Source organism: Klebsiella sp. C239, from assembly GCF_048822715.1.
Classification (GTDB): Bacteria; Pseudomonadota; Gammaproteobacteria; order Enterobacterales; family Enterobacteriaceae; genus Klebsiella; species Klebsiella quasipneumoniae.
This window is the reverse complement of record NZ_JBMEZK010000008.1, coordinates 55,606-71,790: the sequence shown is the minus strand read 5'-3', so window position 1 is coordinate 71,790 and position 16,185 is coordinate 55,606. Positions and strand designations below refer to the sequence as shown.

At 55.1% G+C, this 16,185-nt stretch carries 13 protein-coding genes; 6 read left to right on the top strand and 7 right to left on the bottom strand.

Annotated elements, in window-relative coordinates:
• Positions 1 to 218: 218 nt before the first annotated feature.
• Complete coding sequence (locus ACOI6Z_RS20130; protein WP_002885064.1) at positions 219 to 500, top strand: YjcB family protein; 282 nt, start codon at positions 219 to 221, stop codon at positions 498 to 500.
• Between the two features lie 46 nt (positions 501 to 546).
• Here the strand turns inward: ACOI6Z_RS20130 and ACOI6Z_RS20125 are convergent, their stop codons facing one another.
• From ACOI6Z_RS20125 to ACOI6Z_RS20110, 4 genes are read right to left on the bottom strand one after another with little or no spacing between them, the layout of a single operon-like run.
• Entirely contained in the window at positions 547 to 1,404 is an 858-nt protein-coding gene (locus ACOI6Z_RS20125; RefSeq protein ID WP_044525142.1) for an ABC transporter permease, read from the bottom strand.
• Positions 1,401 to 2,234, bottom strand: a complete 834-nt coding sequence (locus ACOI6Z_RS20120) for an ABC transporter permease (RefSeq protein ID WP_044525141.1) — start codon at positions 2,232 to 2,234, stop codon at positions 1,401 to 1,403. Before ACOI6Z_RS20120 ends, ACOI6Z_RS20125 begins: the two co-directional genes overlap by 4 nt.
• Positions 2,235 to 2,294: 60 nt before the next feature.
• Positions 2,295 to 3,434 carry an extracellular solute-binding protein gene (locus ACOI6Z_RS20115; protein ID WP_044525140.1) on the bottom strand — a complete coding sequence of 380 codons (1,140 nt, stop codon included), beginning with the start codon at positions 3,432 to 3,434 and terminating at the stop codon, positions 2,295 to 2,297.
• A gap of 29 nt (positions 3,435 to 3,463) precedes the next feature.
• On the bottom strand, positions 3,464 to 4,495 hold the full coding sequence (locus ACOI6Z_RS20110) for an ABC transporter ATP-binding protein (protein ID WP_048296440.1): 1,032 nt from the start codon (positions 4,493 to 4,495) through the stop codon (positions 3,464 to 3,466).
• Positions 4,496 to 4,657: 162 nt separating this feature from the next.
• Here ACOI6Z_RS20110 and ACOI6Z_RS20105 point away from each other — a divergent pair, with 162 nt between their 5' ends.
• From ACOI6Z_RS20105 to ACOI6Z_RS20095, 3 genes are read left to right on the top strand one after another with little or no spacing between them, the layout of a single operon-like run.
• Positions 4,658 to 5,428, top strand: coding sequence for an MBL fold metallo-hydrolase (locus tag ACOI6Z_RS20105; RefSeq protein WP_044525138.1), 771 nt, complete (start codon positions 4,658 to 4,660; stop codon positions 5,426 to 5,428).
• Complete coding sequence (locus ACOI6Z_RS20100) at positions 5,425 to 6,444, top strand: LacI family DNA-binding transcriptional regulator (protein WP_050533637.1); 1,020 nt, start codon at positions 5,425 to 5,427, stop codon at positions 6,442 to 6,444. The genes ACOI6Z_RS20105 and ACOI6Z_RS20100 overlap by 4 nt, the downstream gene beginning before the upstream one ends.
• A 10-nt stretch (positions 6,445 to 6,454) precedes the next feature.
• Entirely contained in the window at positions 6,455 to 7,216 is a 762-nt protein-coding gene (locus tag ACOI6Z_RS20095; RefSeq protein WP_044525136.1) for an inositol monophosphatase family protein, read from the top strand.
• Between the two features lie 27 nt (positions 7,217 to 7,243).
• Here ACOI6Z_RS20095 and iraM read toward each other — a convergent pair whose 3' ends face one another.
• A complete protein-coding gene (gene iraM, locus ACOI6Z_RS20090) occupies positions 7,244 to 7,597 on the bottom strand; it encodes an anti-adapter protein IraM (RefSeq protein WP_023291644.1) in 354 nt (117 codons plus the stop codon).
• Between the two features lie 552 nt (positions 7,598 to 8,149).
• Entirely contained in the window at positions 8,150 to 10,573 is a 2,424-nt protein-coding gene (bamA, locus tag ACOI6Z_RS20085) for an outer membrane protein assembly factor BamA (RefSeq protein ID WP_065813072.1), read from the bottom strand.
• A 624-nt stretch (positions 10,574 to 11,197) separates the two neighbouring features.
• Between bamA and ACOI6Z_RS20080 the strand changes: the two genes are divergently transcribed.
• Together ACOI6Z_RS20080 and ACOI6Z_RS20075 are read left to right on the top strand one after the other, a co-directional pair.
• Positions 11,198 to 12,958: a tannase/feruloyl esterase family alpha/beta hydrolase gene (locus ACOI6Z_RS20080; RefSeq protein ID WP_049013106.1), complete on the top strand. Its 1,761-nt coding sequence runs from the start codon at positions 11,198 to 11,200 to the stop codon at positions 12,956 to 12,958.
• A gap of 33 nt (positions 12,959 to 12,991) precedes the next feature.
• The gene (locus ACOI6Z_RS20075; protein WP_048296437.1) at positions 12,992 to 13,360 is read left to right on the top strand and encodes a helix-turn-helix transcriptional regulator; all 369 of its coding nucleotides are present in this window, start codon (positions 12,992 to 12,994) and stop codon (positions 13,358 to 13,360) included.
• Between the two features lie 264 nt (positions 13,361 to 13,624).
• Here ACOI6Z_RS20075 and ACOI6Z_RS20070 read toward each other — a convergent pair whose 3' ends face one another.
• Positions 13,625 to 15,883: a TonB-dependent siderophore receptor gene (locus ACOI6Z_RS20070; RefSeq protein WP_065813074.1), complete on the bottom strand. Its 2,259-nt coding sequence runs from the start codon at positions 15,881 to 15,883 to the stop codon at positions 13,625 to 13,627.
• Positions 15,884 to 16,185 lie beyond the last annotated feature (302 nt).

Sequence of the window (16,185 nt, the reverse complement as noted above, 5' to 3'; positions counted from 1 at the left end):
TACTAATATCCACATAAATAACAGTGTTATTAAGCGCAGCGAAAGCTCATTTTTTGACTGGTGAATAAAGCGCCAAGTGTGATATAGTTCACACAAGTTGATGAAACAGAAATGGCGTTTCATCACTCTCTAGTACGCCAGTTGAGACCAGAGCGCTATGCCATCGTCAGTCGCGCCAGGTCGTCCATGGCTCCCCGACTTTCTTTGAGGACAGGTTAATGGCTTCCATTACTACCAGTGTTGTGTTGTTGCGCTGGCCCCTGGTGAGCGCGGTACTGATGTTTCTTGCCAGTTCACTGAATATCCAACTTCGCAAAAGCGATTATGCCGGTCTGGCGGTGATCTGCAGCTGCCTCGGCCTTGCCGCCGCCTGCTGGTTCGCCACCGGTTTGCTCGGCATCACCCTGCTCGATATTGCCAAAATCTGGGGCAATATCAAAGATGTGATGATTGAAGTCATGAGTCAGACACCGCCAGAATGGCCAATGATGATGACCTGAGGTTAAAAAGCTTCCCACCGGGAAGCTTTTTCGTTTTCTGCAGCCCTTATTTCCCCAGCTTCGCCATCATCTCCGGACGCATAAATTTATGGATCACCACCATAAAGAGCAGCGATGGCGCCAGTAAAATCAGCGCGGTAATCGACGAGACCTGATAGTTACCCGACATGCTGGCGTTATAGAGCAGCAGCGGCAGCGTAGTGACATCCGGCGCCCCGACGAAGAAGGTGCCGGTAAACTCATCCAACGACTCCAGAAAAACAAAGATGCTGGCGGCAACGATCCCCGGCGCCGCCTGCGGCAGCACGATGTGCCAGAAGGTATACATCGGTCCGGCGCCCAGGTTACGCGATGCCCGCGCCAGCAGCGGGTCGATGGCTGAAAACGCGGCCACACAGATCCACACCGAGTACATCAGACCGTGGACGCTATGCACCAGCACCACCCCCGCGATAGTTCCGTTCAAGCCCCACTGGTAAAACAAACGGGCAATATTCATGTATACCGTCAGGTTGGGAAAGGCCTGCGGGAGGAGAAACAGCAGCATAAACAGCACCCGCAGCGGCATTTTCCGCCGGGAAAGCGCATAGCCGGCGGGAACGGAAATCAGCAAACAGACCACCACCGACAGCAGGGCGATCAGTACGCTGGTTAACAGCGAGCTGGAGACATCGCTGTACGGATTGAAGACCTGATACCAGTACTTCAGGCCCCACTGGCTGGGCAGCGAATGGGGAAAATACCAGCTTTCCGCTACGGTCCAGATCAACAGGTTCAGAAGCGGGCCAAACATCGCCAGCAGCATAAACAGCAGTAGCAGGGTCTGCAGCACCGGGCTGGCGTTCACTTTACGGCGTCCTCTTACCCACCATGACGGAGAGGAAGCAAGGTGCAGCGCTTTCATCCTTCACCGCCTTTTTGCTGCAGGCTGTGGCGCAGGTAAAACCACGACAGCGCGCCGCAGATCGCCAGCGACACCACGCCAAGCGCATTCGCCACCGCATAATCACCATAGGAATTGACGCGAAACGCCATATCCACGGTCAGCATCGTCGGCGTCCCCACGCCGATCATCAGCGGTACCGACAGCACCGACATCATGGTTACCGTCGACAGCACCAGCGCCACTCCGATGGTCGGCAGGACCTGCGGCAGCATAATATCGAACAGCAGCCGCGGCCGGGAGGCGCCAAGATTACGTGCGGCGAGGATCTGCGACGGCTCCAGCGCCGCCATCGCTCCGCAGATCAACAGCGTAGCAAAGGCCAGCTGCTTCCAGACAAAGGTAATGACAATTCCCTTCCATCCCAGCCAGGAGAGGGTCTCCAGCGGCCTGACCAGATCGGCCGCCACCAGCGCATTGTTCATCAGGCCATTTTTGGCGAGAAAAGTGCGCATCATCTGGGCGACGACAATAAAGGGGATAAACAGCGGCAAGCGATACAAAAAACCCAGCAGGCGAACAACGGGCCGGCAAGGCGACAGCGCAATCACTGCCGAGAGGGTAATGGCGATCAGCGCTAACAACGCCACTGAGATCAGCACGATAAGCAGCGAAAAGAGCACATCGTTGGCGTAAAGCGCATAGACCTTGCGAAAATGATCGAGGGTGAACGACTGTCCCGGCGCGGTAAACGCCGAGACCAGCGAAAACCCCAGCGGATACAAAAACAGGACCGCGATCATCAGCGCGGCCGGGGCAACCAGCAGCAAATATTTCAATGAACTGGACATAAAGGACCTGGCGTTGGCACAAGCAAGCGCCCGGGTCGGCGACCCGGGCTGGAAAAAGGGTTAATTGGCCACCTGGCTTTCGTAACCCTCTTTGATATCGTCAAAGTAGGGGGCGATCGGGAAGCTTTTGCCATACTTCGCCAGGGCTTCAGGCGAAATTTCGGCAAACAGCTTTTGCCAGGTCGCCGCATCCAGCTTCGGCTTCACCTGCCCGGCGTCGATGCCCGGGTACCAGTTGAACTGCTTAACGATCCCCTGCGCCTGCACTTCCGGGCTGGTGGCCAGCGCGATAAAGTCGCGCGCCAGCTGCGGATTCGCCGCTTTCGCTGGGATGACGTAATACATCGGCTGACCCGGCATACCCGGGGCCAGTAAAGCGAGCTTTATCGATGGCGGCAGCTTGCCCTGATCTTTCCAGCTATAGAACATGTCGACCCATACCGGGCCCATGGCGATCTCTCCCCGACTTAGCATATCGAGCGTTCCGGCGTTGCCCGGAGTGAAAGTGACATTTTTATTAAACGCTTTCAGTTTCGCATAGGCCTGCTGCCAGCCCTTTTCGACGCTTTTATCATAAGGCGCGGAGGAGAGGCGCTCGGCGCCGGTCCCGTAGGCGTAGATCCAGCCCACCACAAAGCTAACGCCGGACATGCCGTTCTTGATGCCGTTATAGCCAAAAGCCTGCGGATGTTTCTGCGTCCACGCGACCAGCTCGTCATACGACGCCGGTGGCGTACTGACGAGATCGCTGTTCCAGGCGATAGCGGTCTGGCTTAAGAACATCGGCATGACGTATCCGTCGACGTTAACGCCGAGCGCCTGGGTGGCGCTCGGCGAGCTCACCATGCCGCCGGTCTGAATATCCTGGCGATATTTTTGCAGCAATCCCTTTTCCACCTGCTCGCCCCCCGCCTTCTGATGCACCACGGCGACGTCGATATCCCACTGCTGCGCGCCGCTCTCCTGTTGAGCGCTCAACTTCTCGCTGATTTTATTCGACCCGGCGTCGCCAGGGCCGGTACCGATCACCCGCACCTTGACGCCGGGATGAGCGGCTTCAAATTTTGGCCCCAGCCAGGTTTTCACGTAATCCACCATATTCTGATCGCCCGCGGTAGCGACGTTAAGAAAGGTGTCGGCCTGGGCGCTAACGCTCAGGCAGAGGGTCGTTAAGATCGCTGCTTTCGTCTTAGTAAACATGGATTGTCCCCAGAATGAACACGCTGATATCACTGTGATAGTGGTAAAGGAAAAATATGGAGGGCCGGCATGGGCACATGGAGCCTGACGCGGCTTTTCGTTGGCCAGCACTGAGCGGAGTCGGCCTGCAGCAGGCGGTCATGGCAGCGCACGCTGTGGCGATACAGATTGCCCAGAAACGCGCTTTGCTCCACCATCCCCTCCAGGGCGAGCCCCTCCTGCGGCGCGGGCTGCGTTAATTCGCCGAGCGTGGCATCGGCGCTGCGGAAATAAATGACTTTTTCACCCTGCTGAGCTGCGGATAAACCGGATATTGCGGCAGCAGATATTTCATCAGAGGTTATTTTATTATCGGCGCCCATAAAATCAGCGACGAAGGGTGTCGCGGGTCGCTGATATATTTGTTGCGGCGTGCCGGTTTGCTCAATTCGCCCCTGGTTTAATACTGCAATACGGTCCGCCATCACTAATGCCTCCTGTTGATCGTGGGTGACAATTAACGACGTAAAGCCGAGTTTCTTTTGCAGAGATTTAATTTCATGGCGCACATTGAGCCGCACTTTGGCATCCAGATTAGATAACGGCTCATCCAGCACCAGCACCTGAGGCTCTATCGCCAGTGCCCTCGCCAGCGCCACCCGCTGCCGCTGGCCGCCCGACAGTTCAGTCACCTTCACGTCAGCCAGCCCGTCGAGATTGACGATCCGTAGCAGCTCCGCCACTCGCCGTGTGATGTCCGCCCCGCGCCATTTGCGCAGCTTCAGGCCATAGCCAATATTGCGCGCCACCGTCAGGTGCGGCCACAGGGCGTAGCTTTGAAACACCATGGTGATATTGCGCTGCTCCGGCGCCTGATGGGTGATCGCTCGGCTGGCGATGGAGATCTCCCCGCTTTCCACCGGAATAAAACCGCAGAGGGCATTCAGCAGGGTGGTTTTTCCACATCCCGAAGGACCAAGCAGCGCGATCATCTCCCCCTGCTCGACCGCCAGATCGATATTATGTAAAACCACTTTATCGCCATAACTAATTTTAAGGCCGGAGATCTTTAAATAACTCATATTCGCTACCTGACAGCGCTGTTGCGGGCATTTTTTATTGCTGTGAACACGTGTTCATTTAGCTGTAAAAAAAATGCAACGTTAACTCGACATGATGTGAGCCTACTTTGTCGGGTATTTATGACAATTTAATTAAGCGGCAAAAAATTTTGGCGAGGGTAAATGAAAATAGATGTGCTTGGCTGCGGGAGCGCCTTTTCCTGCACGCAAAATACCTCCGCGCTGCGGGTAATCGACGCGGACAACAAACAGTGGTTAATCGACTGCGGACCCACCGTTCCCCGCGCGCTCTGGCAGCGCGGCGGCGGGGTCAACGATATCGACGCGATCTACTTCACCCACGTTCATCCGGACCACTGCACCGGTCTGACGGCGCTGCTGAATTACTGGAAAAGCGGCTCCCGCCAGAAGCCGCTGATTATCTACTGCCAGCCGACGCAGCAGCCGGTGCTCATGCAGCTGGCCGCGCTGGCGAACTGGCCGCAGGCGGAGCTCGGTTTCACCATCGACTGGCAAGCATGTCGCGAAGCCTGGACGTGGCAGGACTGGCAGATCCGCACTGCCCCCACCCAGCATGAGCTGAGTAATCGCGCCATCCGTATCACCATTGCCGGGCAGACGCTGTTTTACAGCGGCGATGGCCGGCCGACCGCCGACTCGATGGCCCTGATGGCCGGCGCCGGGCTGGCGTTTCAGGAGTGTGCCTCGGTGGCGGCCCTGGACGATGACGCCTCTCATGGCGATTTCCCCTCTTGCCTGATGCTGTTCAGAACGCTGCAGCTCCCGGCGCTGGGGCTCTATCACTGCGAGGACGCTGCCCTGCCGGGGCTGAAGCAGGCCTGCCAGCCGTGGCCGGGGTTATTCGTTTCCCGGGATGGGCTCGCCTTAACGTTGCCGCGTCCCCCGTTTACCGACGAGGCGCACATCCTATGAGCGCCGCATCACGTAAAGCCAGCGTCACCGCCCAGGATGTCGCACGGCGTGCGGGCGTCTCCCGGGCGGTGGTGTCCCGGGCGTTGAGCAGCAACGGCAGCATCTCTCCCGATGCCCGGGCGCGGGTGTTGCGCGCCGCCGAAGAGCTGGGGTATCAGGTTAACTTCCTCGCCCAGGGGCTGAACCGCCAGCGCAGCCACTTAATCGGCGTGATCGTCTCGCGCATCAGCGATCCTTTTCGCAGCGCCCTGCTTGATGCCTTGCTCAACGAGATCCAGCGCCAGGGCTTTCAGGCGCTGGTGAGCGAGATCCATAGCGAGCAGGATCTGGCGCATACCCTGCGCCGTTTCACGCAGTTTCGCGTCTCCGGGGTTATCGTTACCTCCGGCCAGCCGCCGGAAGCGCTGGTGAACGAGTGCGTTCACCAGCATATTCCGGTAGTGGGCATTAACCGTCAACCGACGATCCCCGGGGTGGATTATGTCTGCTCTGATAACGCCGCCGGCGCCGAACTGGCCGCTAACCAGCTGTTGCGCAGCGGCTGTCGGCGCTTCGGCTGGCTCAATACTCTCCCTTCCACCTGGGCCGGGCGCATGCGCGGTGAAGCATTCAGCCGGGCGCTACAGGCGCGCGGAGTGGACATCGAACGCGACCTGGCGCACCTCGCCTGTCCGGAAGAGGGCTACGTCGGCGGTGAGCAGGCCGCGGCGCTCGCTGACGAGGTGCCTGAGGGGATCTTTTGCGCGAATGCCCAGCTTGCCTGTGGCTTTCTTGATGGGATGCGCCAGCGCGGCAAACAGGCGCCTGAGGATTTTCAGCTGATTGGTTTTGATAACACGCCGCCGACCGCGCAATATAGCTATCAGCTCACCACCCTACATCAGGATGTGGCGGCGATTTCCCGCCAGGCGCTTGCCCGGCTGCTGGAGCGCACCGCCGACCCTTTACAACCTTCACGCACCACCTGGGTGGAGGTGACATTAATTCACCGGCGCACGTCGCCCTTTGTTATCTGAGAGCAGGACTATGACGGAAGCACAACGAGAGTCATTATGCGCCTTAATTCGCCAGGCTGGCGCCCACGCCCAGGCGCTACGCGATGCGGGATTACAGGTCGATAAAAAATCGCGCCAGGATTTTGTGTCGCAGGCGGATCTCGCGGTAGAACAAGAGATTAAAGGCTGGCTGCAGGCCCATTTTCCCCAGGAGGGTTTCCTCGGCGAGGAGAGCGGTTTCGCCGGCGATGCACAGACCGTCTGGGTGCTCGACCCTGTCGATGGCACCACCAACTTTATCCTCGGTATGGATTACTGGTGTATCTCGCTGGCGCGAGTGTGCCAGGGTGAGCTGACGCTTGGCATTATCTACGCCCCCGATCGCGATGAGTTTTTCTTCGCCGGTCGCGGCGAAGGCGCGTATCTCAACGGCCAGCGCCTGACGCTACGCGAACCGGATCCGGATGCGGTGGTAGTGGGTATGGGCCGCTCCAGCCGCGCCCCGGCCAGCGACTACGCCTGGGCCATCACCACCCTGCTCGACGCCGGCCTGGAATATCGCCGCTTCGGCGCGGGCGCCCTGATGCTGGCGCATGTCGCCGCCGGCCAGCTCCATGCCTATTATGAAGCGCATATGAACAGCTGGGACGCGCTGGCAGGCATGCTGTTGATTGAGGAGGCGGGCGGAACGTGCAATGCGTTTCTCGCCAATGAGGGGCTGCGGCGAGGTAACCGCGTGCTGGCCGGCTGCGCAGGCGTCCAGCCACGACTGGCCGCCCTGCTGGAGAAATGACGCTACACCGCCCCCGGCGTGGCCTGACTAACGCCAGGTTTCGCTGCGGGGAATATTATTCGGGCAGCGCTTAATCGCGCAAAAGGACTGGTAAAAACAGGAGTCAGACCGCTCGCCGCCGGCATGGTACGGGCACGATGGCCGCTCGCGTAATATTTCCCACTGCGCCTCGTCGTACACCGCAATATTGTAGATTTTTAATGAATGATACTGGTCATTAATTAAAACTCTTGAGGAATAGAGCTTCATCGTCTCGCCGGGCAGCAGGATCACATCGGCCTCGTACCACATAATAAATTTTAAGAAACGCAGACTGGATATCGCCGAAAAGGCGATGCCGGATTGCGGGCAGATCAGAGTATTAAGAATAGTCCATTTCATATTCCTTCCTTATATAAATGCTACAAATTGTTACCGCATATAGTGATAGCATTCATTAATATAAACTGCAAGCATCCCTGACAATTATGTGACTTAAGACAATTCCTAACAACATACTCCATTATTAGTAACGTTTACTTTTCGTCGAGAGATTAATGATTAGACCCTATAAAAACAGAAACAAATCAACCTAAAAAAAGAAAATACAATAAAAAATAAGATTAAATAAAAATAATTGACAATATGTATTAGTCCCTTTGGATGAGCCTTCATCCATTCGTATCAGACGATGTGGCGCTGAGCGTCGCCAAAGCTTCCGCCGGCAGAGAGGACGACGGCAGCCAGCTATTTATTGCGCGGTTGCCTCGGCGTACGACAACAGACCCGCGCAGCCATCAGGCCGCGCTCGGGTAAATGTCTTTGGTATACCGCCATAGCGAATATCTTCGCGATAATATCGCCATGGCGATTGATCTTATTTAGCTCAATCCGTATGTCGGGGTACCGTCTACAGAATATTGCCACGCCGGTCTAATAAGCCCCGCTGGGGCCTTACCAGGTTTTGCCGATATTAAACTGAAACTGCTCTGCTTTATCGCCATCATACTTTTTAAATGGCTCTGCCCATGAGAAGACCAGTGGACCGAGAGGAGACATCCACTGCACGGCAATCCCAGCGGAGAGACGAATATGACTCGGATCGCCGTAGTCAGGGATCCCTGCCGCCTGCGTCTGCGCGGTGTTTTGCCAGGAGGTGCTCCAGACCGTCCCCGCATCAACAAACAGCGAGGTTCGCAGACTATCGGCATATTTGTCATTCACAAAGGGGGTTGGAATGATAAATTCGCTGTTCAGCACCGCCATGGCATTCCCGCCGACCGCATCAGATGAGGAGTCCAGCGGGCAGGCGCTATAGCTGCTTTCGCTGCCGTTACAACGGTAATAGGCCGCTTTAGGCCCGATGGTGTTAGATGAGAAGCCGCGCACTGTCGACGAACCGCCAGCGTAAAAGTTATCGTAGAACGGCACACTTTTGCCGTCTAACCCGCCGGCATAGCCTGCGCGCAGGCGTTCCAACCAGATCCAGCGCTTATTCTCGTTCAGCGGCAGATACTGGGCAGTGTCAAAGGAGAGTTTGTAATAACTGTTATCCGAGCCGGGGAGGGTCAGTTTTCCGCTAAGGCTGCTTTTGTTTCCCGCTCGCGGGAAAAAGCCGCGGTCGAGGTCGTTGTAACCCCATCCAATACTCACAAAATAATCGTTGGCGCTATATTTCGCGCCGCTGTCGCCATCTTTCGTCACCACGCTGGGCTCGATTCCGCGAGAGCTGAGGTAGCGCCAGGTCGACAGCTCCGGATCCATATTAGTCAGCCGATTATGAACATAATCCAGTCCCAGGTTAAGGGAGTGATTTTCGCTAATTGGAAACCCCAGCGTACTGCCTAAGCCGTAGCTCTGCTGGTTATAGCTCCCGGCGTCCGCATCGGAAGCATCATAGCTGTTATAAAAAATCTTTCCGCCCAGGCTAATGCCATCGACGGTAAACCACGGATTCGTCGCCCCCAGTTCAAGATAAGACTGATAGCTGTTGCGCGTCCCGTTGAAGCTAACGCTGTTGCCCGTTCCCAGCCAGTTATCCTGAGTCACGCCAAGCTGATAGCTCACGCCGCTGTCCGTTCCAAATCCCAGGCCCACGTTAAATGAGCCGGTGTTGCGCTCCTTCACCTTGTAGACCACATCGACCTGATCCGCCGTCCCACTAACCGGAACGATCTGCTGTTCAACGTTCTCAAAAAAACCCGTTCGGTCAAGACGTACTTTCCCTTGCTCGACTTTTTCGTTGTTGAGCCACGCCCCTTCCATTTGACGCATTTCACGACGCAGCACCGCGTCCCGGGAGGTGTCGTTACCGGAAAAGCGGATCTGGCGTACCGAGTAGCGGCGACCCGCGTCGACCTGAATATGCAGCGTCATACGGTGATGCGCATCATCGATTTCCGGCGTGGTCGTCACTTGCGGCCAGGCATAACCATACTTGCCGAAACGCTTTTTGATCTCATTTTCAATCGTGGTGACTTGCGCCCCGCTATACCATGCCCCCGCCAGCGGCTGGGCAAGGGCCTCGATCTCCGGTCCATGCTGCGCCAGGTCGCCTGTCACCTGAGTTCGGTCGACCCGATAACGTTCGCCTTCATTGAGGGTGATGGTGATATACAGGGATTTTTTATCTGGCGTCATACTGACCTGCGTGGACTGGATAGCAAAGCGCGCATAGCCGCGATCGAGATAAAAACTGCGCAGCGTTTCCAGATCGGCTTCCAGCTTCTGTTTCTGGTATTTTTTATCCGCTACCACGTTCCACCACGGCACATTATCGCGTAGCTGAAGCTGGTCCAGGAGCGTCTTTTCTCGAAACGCCTGATTACCGATAATGTTTATTTGTGCGATTTTCGCCGATACGCCTTCCTGAAAGACGAACGTTAAGTCAACGCGATTACGCGGTAACGGGGTCACCACAGCGTGAACCTGCGCACTGTATTTCCCCGCGCTGTAATAGAAATCCTGCAACCCCTTTTCTATTTCGCTGAGCGAATTTCTATCCAGTGCGCTACCTGCAAAAATACCTGTCGCGGTGAGATTCTCCGTTAACGCATCATCCTTCACCGACTTATTCCCGGAAAAACTGATGCTGGCAATAGTGGGCCTCTCCTTAACCTGCACCACCAGCGTTTTCCCATCGCGCAGGATCTGCACATTCTCGAAATTGCCGCTCGCATACAGCGCGCGCACCGCCTCGCTGACTTCCTCTGGCGTCACCGTTTCTCCCGCGTGCAACGGCATACTTAATAGCGCCGCCCCGACGGTCACGCGCTGCAGCCCTTCAAAACGGATATCATCAACTTGATATGATGTTGCGGCGTACAACGTTAAAGGGGTAATCAATAATCCGCTGATGATATGAGTCTTTTTTAACATGAATGTGTCGTCTACGAGATAATGAGCAATAGCAGTTATCTGCTGGCGTTGAGCTTATTTGTTCAGATTGCGTATCTAAGATATGCGACAGAATTAACCTGAGCGAGACGCAGAATTACATGCAATTATGGCGACAAAATGGAGAAAAAAAGGATGTTAAATCATCTTTAAAAATATATTTAAGGATGGAACTTTTCCTGAACTCCGTGGTTCTAATGGCCAACACCAGAGCTATATTTAGATTTGCCTGAACGGTTTTTATTGAAAAAGCCCCCTTTCTTGCTAATGGAAAGGGGGAAGGATCTCGTTAGGAATGTTGTTCTCTGGAATCACCAGGAACAGGCACAATCATATTCTTAAAGCCAGCAGATATAATGAAGAGAAATTGAATAAATTATGCAATCGACATCACAACATTCTTTCATGTATTTACCGCCAGATGACAATGGCGAAAATCTCCATATTTTCCTCAAAATAGCAGAATACAGTAGGGACGCCTTATCAAGGCATCAAGGAAAGTCTATCGTTATCTACAATAGCCAAGCAGTGGCGCCTCGCCAGGGAAGGTGAGGAATAGGCTTCACCATCCTGCCGCCTCCCATCATCAATTACAGGGAATTGCGTATGTCACGCTTACTTAAAACGATCTTACCCATCATTATCTGCACCCTCTTTGGGTTATCGTTCGCTTCGCCAGCGCAGGCTGCCTCCAGTCTGCCGATTGTTCTCCCCGCGCTGACATGCGATGCGCTGAGCGCTACCGACTTCAGCGCCGCCGTTGGCGCAAAGGTCACTATCAACCACACTGAAATGCAAACCTCCGCGCAGGGAAGCTGGTGCAAGGTGAGCGCCACTATCGCCCCCCAGATTGGCGTGCAGATTGCCCTGCCGACCCAGCGCTGGAGTCAACGTTTCTTGCAGGTCGGCTGCGGCGGACTGTGCGGGAGCATTAACCTGAGTCTGTCGAATGCCAGCGGCTGCCTGCCGGCAATGAACGGCGAGTTCGTGGTGGCAGCAACCGATATGGGGCACCATGGCAGTATGATGGATGCTTCATGGGCCGAGGATCCGCAAAAGCGCATCGATTTTGCCTGGCGCGCCAACCACCTGACCGCAGTGCTGAGCAAAGCAGTGATTCAGATGCTTTACCGCCAGCCGCCAAAATACGCGTACTTTATGGGCTGCTCAGACGGCGGTCGCGAAGCATTGATGGAAGCACAGCGCTTTCCGCAGGATTTTGACGGTATCAGCGCTGGCGCGCCTGCGGCCTTTTTCCAGTTTCAGAATTCCTTCTTCCACGGCTGGAATGTGGCCGCCAATCAGCGTCCCGACGGTACCGCTGTCTTGTTGAAAGATCGCTTACCTTTGATTCACCAGGCCATACTGGCTCACTGCCCGACGCTTTCCGGCGTGCAGGACGGCATCCTGCAAAACCCGTATGCCTGTCAGTTCTCTGAGACTTGGCTCCCCCGCTGTCCTGCCAACGCTCAGGACCGTTCCGCCTGCCTGACACAGGAAGAGATTGAGGTAGTGAAAAAGCTCTACCGCGGCGCTTACGACAGCCACAGCGCCCAGTTCGTCGCTGGCGGTCTTCCGCTGGGCTCCGAGCTACGCTGGCCGGTGCCGGAGATGCCGACCGGCCACTCAATGTCGGAAATGATGGTACTACCGGCTCTGCAATCCGTGCTCCTGCCGGGAGGAAAACAGAAGATCCATTCGATGCGGGATTTCCCACTTAATCAGCAGAATTTTGACGCCGTCGCTCAACTGGCACCGCTCTATAACGCGGCAAATACCAATCTTCATGCCTATCAACAGCGCGGCGGCAAGCTTATCCTGTGGCACGGTCTGGCCGATGACTCCGTCAGCCCAGCCTTTTCTATCGCCTATTACCGCGGCGTAGAAGCAGAGATGGGCCATGCCGCAACGGATACCTTCCTGCGGTTATTCCTGCTGCCTGGGGTAGCACATTGCGGTAATGGCGAAGGTTACGATCAAATTGATCTCCTTACCCCGCTGATGCGCTGGACCGAGGAAGGCATCGCGCCGCAAGAGCTTATGGCCGGAAAACGGGCGTCAGCCGCCGCCAGGCTGCCGCCGATGACAGAAAAACCAGATGCGCAAACGCAGTTTCACGGCGTGCAGAAAATCAGTCAGCCTTACGCTGACGCCACTCCAGCCGTTATCGCAACGCGTCCGGTGTATCCCTTCCCAGCGATTGCCCGTTATAACGGGCGCGGCGACGTGAATGACGGCGAAAATTATCATGCAGAGCAATCAACCGCGTTTGGTCATCTGCAGGTGGCAAAACCCGCCAGCGACTATATTGGCCCTGATAACCAAAAAAATTATCAGGTTCGCCGCGGCGAGCTCACCGTTCAATAAACCCGGGGCTCCTCATTGAGGAGCCATTCGTTTTTGGGATTGGCCTCAATCATGCGTAGCAAAACGCTCCAGCAATCGGTACTAAACGACCTGATCCTTTGGATCGATAATAATCTGGATAAGAAACTAACCGTCGACGATCTGAGCGATATTTCTGGTTATTCTCCCTGGCATTTATTTCGGCTCTTCCGTTATTATTTTGATCGTTCGCCGATGGAGTATATCCGCCAACAGCGTATGTCGCTCTGTCGCCGTTTATTGCTGACGACGCCTGGTTACCGTATTGTCGATATTTGTATTATGGTTGGTTATGACGATCTCAGTGCGTTTAATCGTACCTTCAAAAAATATCATGCGCTCACACCCACCCAATATCGTCACCGGGTCACGCGACAAAAATAAGGAAGGTCCCCCTCCTCCGCATCGCTGCGGTTGGGAATGGAAGGGGGACAGGGGGTATTGCAGAAGGGAAATAGCAGGATGCTATTATCGAGCCCGGTCGGGATCAACGACCTTGCGCGACGGAAATCAGTATAAAAGGATATTTTGAGCTAATAATGTAGAGGGCGTGAAGATTTTGTCACCATTTATAATTGTCTCCGCCGCTCTCATCTGAAATAAAAAAACCGGGCTGCGCTGCACCCGGTTTCATTCTCCTCAGCACCATTAGAAATGAGTATTTACGCTCATAAAGAAGGTTCGCCCCGACTCGTTATAGGTCTCAGCACCCGCACCATAAAGGTAAGCCCCCGTCGTCGCGTTTCCAGTCGTTTGCGCATTCCCTGCCCGATAGTGGCGGATATCAAACAGGTTATCTATCCCACTGGTGAAGCTCAGATTTTTGTTCACATCCCAGGTCGCGCTGAGGCCGACAATGCTGTATGGGCTGACTTCGTTTAGTTCGCTGCCGCTGACCGCCTCGCCCTTATAATTAAAGCGTTTTGGTTTCTGACGGCCATACCAGGTAAAGGTGCTCTGCAGAGAGAGATCTTCACGAACCTGCCAGCTCAAAGTCGAGTTCAGGGTAAACTGCGGGATCACTGACAGCCGGTCGCCTGTCGTCTTATTCTTGCTCTGCAGCATCCATGTCAGGTTATTGCTCCAGTTAATCGTCTCCCCCACTGGAAGATTCAGCGTTCCTTCCAGGCCTTCCACTAACGCTTTTGGTACGTTTTCCCACTGATAGATATTGGTGGTACCGTTGCTGGCAGTGCCCACCGCCGCATACCCTGACTCAATCTTGTTGTGATAGTCGTTACGGAACCAGGTAATTCCCGCCTGATAGCCATCATGCTTGTACTCAATACCGATCTCTTTATTGACGCTGGTCTCCGCTTTCAGGTCGCTATTTCCCATCAGATAGCAGGCGGAACTACTGGCGTAACAGCCTTGACCATTGCTGTAGAGAATATAGTTCGGGTTCAACTGGTAGAGGTTAGGCGCCTTGTAAGCGCGGGCAATGCCCAGCTTAAGCGTCCAGTCATCCGTCAGTTCCTGGGACAGATTCAGCGACGGGCTCCAGTTATTACCGACGATGCTGTGGTGATCGAAGCGCAGAGCGGGTGTCAGCATGGTACTGTCCGTTAGCGCCATATTATCTTCGGTAAACAGCGAGAAAATCTCAGCGCTGGAGTACGGGCTACGATCGGTAGCCGATACACCGTCGATCGCCCCGTAAGAGAGCGCCTGGGCTGTCGACACGCCGTCTTTCATCCGCTGCTGGTTCCATTCGGTGCCCAGCGTCAGATTCTGATCGACCCCCAGCGTAAACGGAATATTCACTTCGCTATGTAGCAGAACATCGGCCAGATCGATATCTGAAAACTCGCTACTGGAGAAGATCCCTTCCGTACCGCCCGCCAGCCCTTCATTCATTCGCGAGTTGCGGGTGTGTTCGTACTGGGCATAGCTGTTGCTGGTCACGCCATTATCCCAGCCGCCGGTCCATGTTACGCCGTAAGTTTGCCGGTAGAGACGGTTAGTCTCTTTCCCGTACATACTCTTCACCAGCGTACTGGTATTGGTGTTTTGTGTGTCGCCGGCATAGAGGTTGCCCTGGCGGCTGTAGCCGGCCTCAAACTCCAGGGCCTGCATCGGGGCGAATTCCCAGCGCAGCTTACTGTGAATATCTTTGTTCACTACCCCTTCACGTCCGGCTGGATAAGAGCCCGCGTAGGAACCGGTACGCTCAGCTTCATGCCCGGCGTTAATGTCCTGAGCATCGGCCTGGGTTTTACTCAGATTACCCCAGAGATTGAAGCTAACACTGTCTGACAGCGGACCATTGAGGCTAAAGTTGGTACGTTTCGTCGACCCTTCTTTACGGTGCTGCGGAGCATTCACATAGGTATTCCACGCCCCATGCCATTCAGGCGTGGTCGGTTTGGTTACGATGTTGACGACCCCGCCCATCGCGCCATTACCATAGCGCGCCGCCGCCGGGCCGCGGATCACATCGATATGATCGATCATCTCTGCCGGCACCCAGTTGGTATCGCCACGGGAATCACGATCGCCGCGCCAGCCATATCGTACCGAGTTACGGCTGGTGACCGGTTTTCCATCGACCAGCACCAGCGTATTCTCTGGCCCCATGCCACGGATATCAATTTGCCGGTTGTTGCCGCGCTGACCGCTAGTGGAGTTACCGGTCAGGTTGACCCCGGGTTGCGTGCGAATTAACTCCGACACATCGCGGGCGGGGGGATGTTTGCGAATCTCCTCTGCGGTAATGGTCGACACGCCCGGCGCCTGCAGGTTCTGCCTGGCAGCGGTCACCACCATCGTTTCCTCCTGGTTTTCGGCCGTTGGGGTGCTCTCGTCACGAGTCGATTGTTCAGTAATATTCTCTGCCGCCTGCAGCTGCACGCTACAGGCGAGCAAAGGAATGACGATCCCCAGCGGGAAGTGAGACGTGTATTTCATAGAATATGCCCTGTTTTCTGTTGCTGTCGGGCATAACGCATTCCCCAATTGAAAAAACAAGGGGATAAAATACTCGCCTCAGCGCCTCGCCAGATTTTGGCGTAGGTCAGCCCCTTCCCGATAGTCATGGGAATAAGAAAACAGCATGAGGCATAATAAAATTAAGTGCCCTGTTTCATCATTAGAGAAAAAGCGCTTCGCGCTATTCTTTGATAGCGTAATCCAGACAGCGAATAATAAGAGTAATGTGCTGTGCTACGGTAATAAAAATGAGATTCATTATCAAGGTGATAATAATCAAT